Origin of the sequence: Nesiotobacter zosterae (assembly GCF_033843645.1) — a bacterium.
In the GTDB taxonomy this organism is placed as follows: Bacteria; Pseudomonadota; Alphaproteobacteria; order Rhizobiales; family Stappiaceae; genus Pseudovibrio; species Pseudovibrio zosterae.
The window spans coordinates 1-7986 of record NZ_JAWXVZ010000022.1 but is presented as its reverse complement, the minus strand read 5'-3'; the positions used below and the strand labels follow the sequence as shown (position 1 = coordinate 7986).

Genomic DNA, 7986 nt, shown 5'->3' with positions numbered 1-7986 from the left:
ATGAACACCAAAACACAAGCTACGGCGGCGTAAGTCGCAAGGGGTAGTTTTAGGCCGCGCCGCAGACCTAAAAAACGAAAACCCCGCCAAAAATATGACGGGGTTTGTCATCAATCTGAGCCCGGATGCAAAATCCGGGCTTTTTATTGATCAGTTGGAAGGTGCGGTGAGCTTTTCGGCCATCACCTGAATGGTTTTCACATAGACCCCGGCCTTGTTCCAGGCGCGGATCACTTCGTGGTTTGGCGTTCCCGGACCCCAAGGCTCTCCGAAGCGCCAGCCATATGCCTGCAGGTAGTGGGCAGTGGAGCCCAAAGCATCAGGCACGCTGTACAGCAAGTCGCGCTTGCCATCGCCATCAAAGTCCAGCGCGAACTTGATATAGGAGCTGGCCAAGAACTGGGTTTGCCCCAATTCCCCTGCCCAAGCACCTTTCATGCGGATGGGATCCAGATCGCCCTTTTCAACGATAAGCAGAGCGCTGCGCAGTTCATTGCGAAAGAAGTCAGCGCGGCGGCAGTCATAGGCCAGCGTGGCCAGCGAGCGCATGGTAGACATGTTGCCGATGTTCCGGCCGTAACCTGTCTCAAGTCCCCAAATGGCTACAACAATTTCCCGCGGCACGCCAAAACGCTCCTCAATGCGATCAAACAAGGCCGCATTCTCACGCATCAACTTGCGCCCCTTGTTGATCAATGCGTTGTTGACCCGAAGCTTATAGAAGTCATCAAAGCTCATCTTGAAGGACTTCTGGTTCCGGTCGTAGCTGATCACCCGGCTGTGGTAGGTCACGCCGCCAAGCGCCATCTCAATGGTGCGCGGAGAAAATCCCTCCGCCCGGGCCTGCTTTTTGTAAGCCTCCAGCCATTGGTTAAACCCGGAAGAGTTGTTCCCGCAGGAGTTCACTGCCGCATGACTGGCACCAGTCATGAACAAAAGCGCCATCAGGCACAGTCCAACTATTTTTCTCACCTTGCGCACTCCGTGGGTTATACGCTTCTTATGATTCCAGCTTAATTCATAGGCACAGAAGGTAATCAGAAGTTTAGCACTCTTCGAAATCCGCTTAAAAGGAAAGCAGTAAGTGAATTTTTTTTCATCTGCTGACAAATTATTTGCTTTTTAACTTGATTAGATATCAAGCCTGTGTCCAACTACGGCTTCTGGGGCAAGAAATTGCGCACAACCTGACGAAACACTGATTCTGGGAGGAATTCAGCACGCGTTAGGTCTGGACTTCCCTTAGGGGAGCTATGGCTTTTCAGCGGGTGTTGATCAGACGATTCTAGCTCAGGGCCGAAGGGCTCTCAAACAGGCTGTGTGTCGGGTCACCAGATGCTAAATGGACCAAGAAGTTTAATCTGGAGGAATTAGGGGATGACTTTCTTGAAAACTCTCGCAGCTGGCGCGCTGCTTGCAACGGCTCTCAGCACAGGAGCAGTTGCAGCAGACATCAAACCAGCCGTGATCTTTGACATGGGCGGCAAGTTCGATAAGTCCTTCAACGAAGCGGCTTACCGTGGCGCAGAAGCGTTCAAGGAAAAGACCGGCGTTGCCTACCGCGAGTTCGAAGTCACCAACCCTTCTCAGCGTGAGCAGGCAATGCGCAACTTTGCGCGCCGTGGCATGAGCCCAATCATCGGCATTGGTTTTGCTCAGGCGGCAGCAATGGAGAAGGTGGCTCAGGAATTCCCTGACACACAGTTCGCAATCGTAGACATGGTCGTGGATCAACCAAACGTCCGCTCTATCGTCTTCAAGGAGCACGAAGGTTCTTATCTCGTCGGCATGTTGGCTGCGATGGCATCCGAAACCGGCAAGATCGGCTTTGTGGGCGGCATGGACATTCCGCTGATCTCCAAGTTCTCTTGCGGCTACAAGCAGGGCGCTCACGCTGTTAACGGCGACATCACCGTCTACAGCAACATGACAGGCACCACACCAGCCGCTTGGAATGACCCTGTGAAGGGCGGCGAACTTGCTAAGTCTCAGTTTGCCCGCGGCGCAGACATCGTGTTCCACGCAGCTGGTTCCACCGGTCTTGGCGTGCTTCAGGCGGCGGCTGACGAAGGCAAGTACGCAATCGGCGTTGACTCCAACCAGAACCACCTGCACCCAGGCTCCATCCTCACCTCCATGGTGAAGCGTGTGGATGTTGCTGTTGAGCAGGCACTCATTGACGCCAGCGAAGGTAACTTCGACACCGGCATCCAGTCACTGGGTCTGGCTGAAGACGGCGTTGGCTACTCTATGGACGAGTTCAACGCAGAACTCGTAAGCGCTGAAATGGCTGAGGCTGTTGAAGCTGCGAGAGCTGACATCATCTCTGGTGAGATCGTGGTTCACGACTACATGGCAGACAACGCTTGCCCAATGTAAGGGTGTGTCTTTAGAGATTTGAGAAACGCCGGGGTTCTGCCCCGGCGTTTTTTGTGGGGCATCACCCCATCAATTCGCGCCCTCTGGAACCGGAGCCAAATGTCTCCAGCGCTTCGCCAAGGATCATCAGCGCCCGCTCGAAGTCCTCATCACGCGCAATGTTACCAAGTGACAGGCGCAGCCCTTCATGGCGGTGGCGCTCTGGAAGCTGGAAGTAATGGGATGCGAGAATATCAACGCCCCTGCCCCTTAGATGTTCCTGCACCATCACGGAGCTTACGCCCTCTGGCATGCTCACCCACGCGAACGGCTTTTCCGCTCCGCCCTTGACCGAGAAGCCCGCAAGCACACGCTGCAGCATGCTATACCGCTGTGCCAGCGCCGTCCTCTTCGCGCTCAAGGTGTCAGCAATCGCGCCTGATCTGGCCCAATAACATGCGATCTCCGCTGCGACTGGCGATGCCATCCAAACACTCTCACCGATGAAGTTCCGAATGCCTGCTGTCCGCATCATCGGCAAATGCACAAACCCGACGCGCAGACCGGGGGCCATCACCTTGGACATGGAGCTTATCGACGCTGTAAGTTCGGGAAGAAGCTTAGAAAACGGCGCAGCCTTTTCGCTCAGGAATGGAGTATAGGGATCATCCTCAATGATCTTCACCCCATGGGCACCGCATGCCTCGGCGATCGCCGCCCTTTCCGCCAATGTCATCGTATGCGTGGTGGGGTTCTGAACACTCGGCATTATAAAAAGCCCGCGAAGACCATGGCGCTTTGCTGCATCCCCAATCGCCTCTGGATCCATAGCGCCCAGTGAGCCATCCGACTTACGCAGGTTGGAGATTGGCATCAGCCGATATCCATCATGAACGGCGCTATCCAGCAAGGACGGATAGCACAGCTCATCAACGCCAATCACATCACCGCGCTCAAACAATCCGTTGATCAGCACCTTAATGCCGTGCTGGGCACCGCAGGTCACCAACGTCTGCTGTGCAGTCACGTCTCCGCCGTAATGCGCGTTGAAAAACTCGGCACCTGCACGCCGATGGTGCTCCAACCCCTCTGACGGGACATAGGCATTCAAACTGGCCAGGTCCGGCAGACGTGCAACTGCCATCATGGCTGCCCCCAGATCCGGGTTTAGCGCAGCGAATGCAAAGTTCCGCGCCAGATCCAGGTTGCTGCTGCCATCTACCGGAGGTGTCAGGGGCGATGGGGGCGCATCTTCATTAGCACACACAAACGTTCCACGTCCTGTTTCGCCTTTCACCAGCTTGCGCCGCTCCGCTTCCGCATAAGCGCGGCTGATGGTGCCAAGCGTCACCCCGAGTTGGTACGCCAGCTCTCGCTGCGGTGGCAGTTTCTCTCCCGGCTGCAAGCGCCCATCGGCGACATCCCGTGCCAACATCTCTGCAATGGCAAGGTATTTAGGCCCTTCAGCCCCCTCTATGTCTGGCACCCACATTGTCATGGTAACAATAATTCCATTGACCAATACAATTACTCAGCTATCTCTATCACACGTATGTAATTGCTTCAATTGTATGGATACAATCATCATGGATATAGCAACAATCGGCGCATTTGCCGTCTTCGTCGCGATCATGACGGGCACGCCTGGGCCGGGAAATCTGACGTTCATGGCGATTGGCACGAGTGCGGGCTACAAAACCGCGCTCCCGGTCATATTGGCCTCACAGATCGGCAGCATCTTTTTAAATCTATGCGTAGCTTTTGGCCTTGGTCACGTCATGGCGCAGGGTGGCCCCATCGTGACCGTGTTCAAGGTCGCGAGCATGGGTTACATGACCTATTTGGCGTGGCGCATTGTCAACCTGAGCATCCAGCCCAAAGGCGCAGTATCTCTGCCCAGTTTTTGGGAGGGCCTGCTCATCCATCCGCTCAGCCCCAAAACATGGGCCATGAGCCTTGTTGCCTTCACAACGTTCTTTGCTGCCAACAATCTGGGGCAGCTTGAGAGCGCCCTTATTCTCACACTGGGCTTTGTGGCGGGCGGTCTCATCTCCCACTCGTTGTGGGCTTTAGCCGGTCAGTCCATTCTGAGCGTCATTGGAGAGGGCAAGGCCCTGCGCGTCACGACCATCGCCATGGCTATGCTCATGCTGACGGTGACAGCATGGTCCTTGCTGCTATGAAAGCAAAAAGCCAGCGGGTTGCTCGCTGGCTTCTGATCTCGTTAGTCTTTCGCCAACTTCTGAAGCGACATTTCGAAGAGCTTCTCCAGCTTCGTCCGATCTGCCTTTTCGACAATCCCGACCGGAGGTTGCGTGCTTTTGTTTTCATGGTCCACAAAAGTTGCCCCACGGCTGTGCGCACCGCCTGTCTCTACCACGAGACCGCATACCATTGTACGTGTTGAGACCTCCTCATCCAGTACGCAGGCCGCAGCAAGCGTGTCAGGCATGATCAGGTTGTCCTCGTCATACCAGTTCAGGCTGCGCTGACGGCCATGGTCACAGATGCCTCGAGAAAAGTCCCAAAGCGGCCCTTTCGGCAACCGCGCCAACATGCCCTCAATGGCCGCGCCCGGAATGGCCGTCTGCAAGCAGGGCTCCCAGGGGATCACCAGCGTGTTGCATGGAATTCCAAAAACCACTTCCGCCGCTTCCGGGTCGCAGTAAATGTTGAACTCTGCTGAGATCGTCACATTCCCCCGACCTCGGCAGGTCGCGCCCATGATCCATAGTCGCTTGATCCCCTTCGCGAGTTCAGGAGTTTCACCCAGCACCCGCGCAAGATTGGTCAGCGGTCCCAGGGTCAAGATCTCTACCGGCACCCCGCCCTTGCAGGCATCTTGCAACTTTGAGCGGATCAAACCGACTGCGTCACGGGAAGTGATCTCACCACGATGTTCTGGGCGCGCTACACCGCCAAGGCCATCGCCCCCATGCACATCAGTTGCATCAATCAAAGGCCCCACCATGGGCCTGTCCGCACCCATGTGCACCGGAATGCTGTCTCCGGCAATCGCTACAGTATCAAGGATATTTATTGTGGCTTGCTCCAAGCCCACATTGCCAAAACAGGTAGTGATCGCATCCGGGCGCTTTCCCATCCCAATGAGCATGAGCAGCGCCAATGCGTCGTCTGTGCCGCCGTCTGTGTCGACGATGAAGTAAGAAGTCACGGAAGCCCCTATCCGCGTTGTTTGCCAAAGGTATTGAGCATGAGGTCAACAAACGCCCTCGCGTCTGCATCAAATGCCACATCCACGAGCCGCGTATCAGTGCCCCGACGCCGAACATCAATAACGGTGCGACCCACAGTCAAAGCGCCTTGTGTCTCAATTGCAACCGGATGAGCTTGTGTGGTGATCACATTCGGCTCCACCAGATAGGCAACACATAGCGCGTCATGCACTGGCGCGCTATGGGCGATTTCCATGCGCTGGATCTTGTCATGAACACCAATGCGGTGCTCAACCACTGTAGCAGTTGCATCCCCGGCAGGTGTACCAAGCGCTCTGAGCGCTGCGCAGTCATCACGGGTTACCAAAGCCTTATGGGTCGCATCCAGCGGCACCAGCGTGATCTTCTCAAAGCCCGCTTTGAACACCACATCGGCCGCTTCAGGGTCTGCCCAGATGTTGAACTCAGCAGATGGCGTCACATTGCCATGCAGGTGCCCTCCACCCATGATCACAAGCTCCGGAACAAGGTCAACCAGCTTGGGGTAGAGCGTCAGTGCGGCCGCAATATTGGTCAGCGGTGCAACTGGAACAAGCGTAATCGGATCAGTTGTGGCCCGATAGGTTTCGATGAGATATTCAACTGCACCGGTCTCCTGCTTGCGCGAGGTCGCCGGAGGCAGGTCAAGATATTTTCCGTGTATCTTGTCGGTGAGATCATCCTTGCGGCGGGGCGTGGGGAAATCCGGGCGCGCAAACGGCTTGGCCAAACCTTCAAACACAGGGATTTCAGAACGCCCAATGACATCAAGAACACGCAGCGTGTTTTCCGTACAATAGTGAACCTCAGCGTTCCCGTTCACGGTTGTCACACCCACCAACTCCAAATCGTCATGGAGGGCGGCCAGCATTACAGCGACGGCATCATCTGTCCCGGTATCAACATCAAGAATGAGTTTTTTCATTTGGCCCCAATTTCTCCCTCGGGCGTAAAACACGTGATGTATTTACCCCTTAGGATTGTGTATCACTTTGCTTATGGTTGTCCAAGTCGGTTCACCATATAGCTTCAACAGTTTCAGGCCCTTATCATGCTTTATTCCTCGTGGTTTTCTAAAGATTTTTTCGAGGCACAGAGTCGCTTTGACGCAACTTGCTCTGCAAAGGGGTTACCCTTGGAAAACCTGGCGTATCGTGGTTTCAAGAGCCTCAGCGGCCCGGTACGGACACTGGTTGCAAGGCTGGGGCCGGACAACGCACGCAAGCGTCTCTTCATCATGTCCGGGGTACACGGAACAGAGCTGACCGCCGGCTCAGGCCTCCAGCTCTTCCTTCTCCACAAATACGCTGATGAAAGGCCGCGCGACATCCAGCTCATCTTCATTCACGCCATCAATCCTGCTGGCGCGGTTCTCTTGACACGAACAGACGAAACCAATGTTGACCCCAACCGCAATTACCGCGACTTTACTGCGCCTCTGCCTTCCAATAAAGACTACGCTGAGCTGCACAGAGCCATTTGCACGGACGCCATTGAAGGCCCGGAACGGGCAGTTCAAGAAGCTCCGCTCCTTCAATACATTGAGGAGAATGGCATCAGCGCTCTCACCCAGAGGGTTCTGAAAGGGCAGCACACGCACCCGATGGGCCTGTTCTATGGCGGCACTCACAAGACCGCTCCGGCACGAACTCTGGAGGAGATCCTGCAAGGATATGCCGCCTCCACCGATCATGCCACCATGATTGATCTACATACGGGCCTCGGCGCTCAGGGTGATCTTGAACTCATAGCGCTTCACAACACCCGCGAACCAGAAGGCACCACCTCGCTCATCGACGGCCTCATGGCCAATGCCATGGATCAACTGCCTCTCAAGACAAAGCCGCGCAAGTACATCTATGAATTCGGCACAAAGCCTTTCTGGGATGTATTGGAGGCACATAGGCGGGACAACTGGTTAAAACGAAATCCCTATGTCGCCGACGACAAAGCACAGGCGATCAAAAACCAGCTCAAGAGGGCACTATTCATCGATAAAGAAGACTGGTGCCATAGCATCATCAAGCACACAGAAAATACAACCGATAAGATCCTCGCCGACTTGAAAGCACTTTGATGCGGAAAGGGCGGAAGGCGCATTCTCCGCCATCCTTTGCATGCGCGGTTAGTTGGTTCGGAATGCAACCGGGCCCACTAGACTACGCCCAACAGTTGCCGCGCCATGGCGTGTTTTTGCCTTTGTGCGTTTGTTCTGCGCGGGGCATGCATGTTTTGTTTTTGTTTTGGAATGCAAAAAGCCCCCGCGCATGATGCGTCGGGGGCTTTTGTGATTGTTTGTTCTGCTTGATGCTGAAGAGTTTTTTTTTGATTGTTGTTATCATGCCCGGCGGCGTCCTACTCTCCCGCGTCTTGAGACGAAGTACCATTGGCGCAGGGGCGTTTCACTTCCGAG

7 protein-coding genes are annotated in these 7986 nt (G+C 55.1%); 3 read left to right on the top strand and 4 right to left on the bottom strand.

Features of this window, described 5'->3' with window-relative positions:
- Positions 1–150: 150 nt before the first annotated feature.
- Entirely contained in the window at positions 151–972 is an 822-nt protein-coding gene (locus Q3Y58_RS19390; protein WP_319623423.1) for a lytic murein transglycosylase, read from the bottom strand.
- A 405-nt stretch (positions 973–1377) separates the two neighbouring features.
- Here Q3Y58_RS19390 and Q3Y58_RS19385 point away from each other — a divergent pair, with 405 nt between their 5' ends.
- Positions 1378–2379, top strand: coding sequence for a BMP family lipoprotein (locus Q3Y58_RS19385; protein ID WP_274218900.1), 1002 nt, complete (start codon positions 1378–1380; stop codon positions 2377–2379).
- Between the two features lie 61 nt (positions 2380–2440).
- Here Q3Y58_RS19385 and Q3Y58_RS19380 read toward each other — a convergent pair whose 3' ends face one another.
- On the bottom strand, positions 2441–3856 hold the full coding sequence (locus Q3Y58_RS19380; protein WP_319623422.1) for an aminotransferase-like domain-containing protein: 1416 nt from the start codon (positions 3854–3856) through the stop codon (positions 2441–2443).
- A gap of 88 nt (positions 3857–3944) precedes the next feature.
- Here Q3Y58_RS19380 and Q3Y58_RS19375 point away from each other — a divergent pair, with 88 nt between their 5' ends.
- On the top strand, positions 3945–4541 hold the full coding sequence (locus Q3Y58_RS19375; RefSeq protein ID WP_319623421.1) for a LysE family translocator: 597 nt from the start codon (positions 3945–3947) through the stop codon (positions 4539–4541).
- A gap of 41 nt (positions 4542–4582) precedes the next feature.
- Here the strand turns inward: Q3Y58_RS19375 and Q3Y58_RS19370 are convergent, their stop codons facing one another.
- Together Q3Y58_RS19370 and Q3Y58_RS19365 are read right to left on the bottom strand one after the other, a co-directional pair.
- Positions 4583–5533, bottom strand: a complete 951-nt coding sequence (locus Q3Y58_RS19370; RefSeq protein ID WP_319623420.1) for a nucleoside hydrolase — start codon at positions 5531–5533, stop codon at positions 4583–4585.
- An 8-nt stretch (positions 5534–5541) separates the two neighbouring features.
- Complete coding sequence (locus Q3Y58_RS19365) at positions 5542–6498, bottom strand: nucleoside hydrolase (protein ID WP_319623419.1); 957 nt, start codon at positions 6496–6498, stop codon at positions 5542–5544.
- A 126-nt stretch (positions 6499–6624) separates the two neighbouring features.
- Between Q3Y58_RS19365 and Q3Y58_RS19360 the strand changes: the two genes are divergently transcribed.
- Positions 6625–7650, top strand: coding sequence for a DUF2817 domain-containing protein (locus Q3Y58_RS19360; RefSeq protein WP_319623418.1), 1026 nt, complete (start codon positions 6625–6627; stop codon positions 7648–7650).
- The last annotated feature ends 336 nt before the right edge of the window (positions 7651–7986 follow it).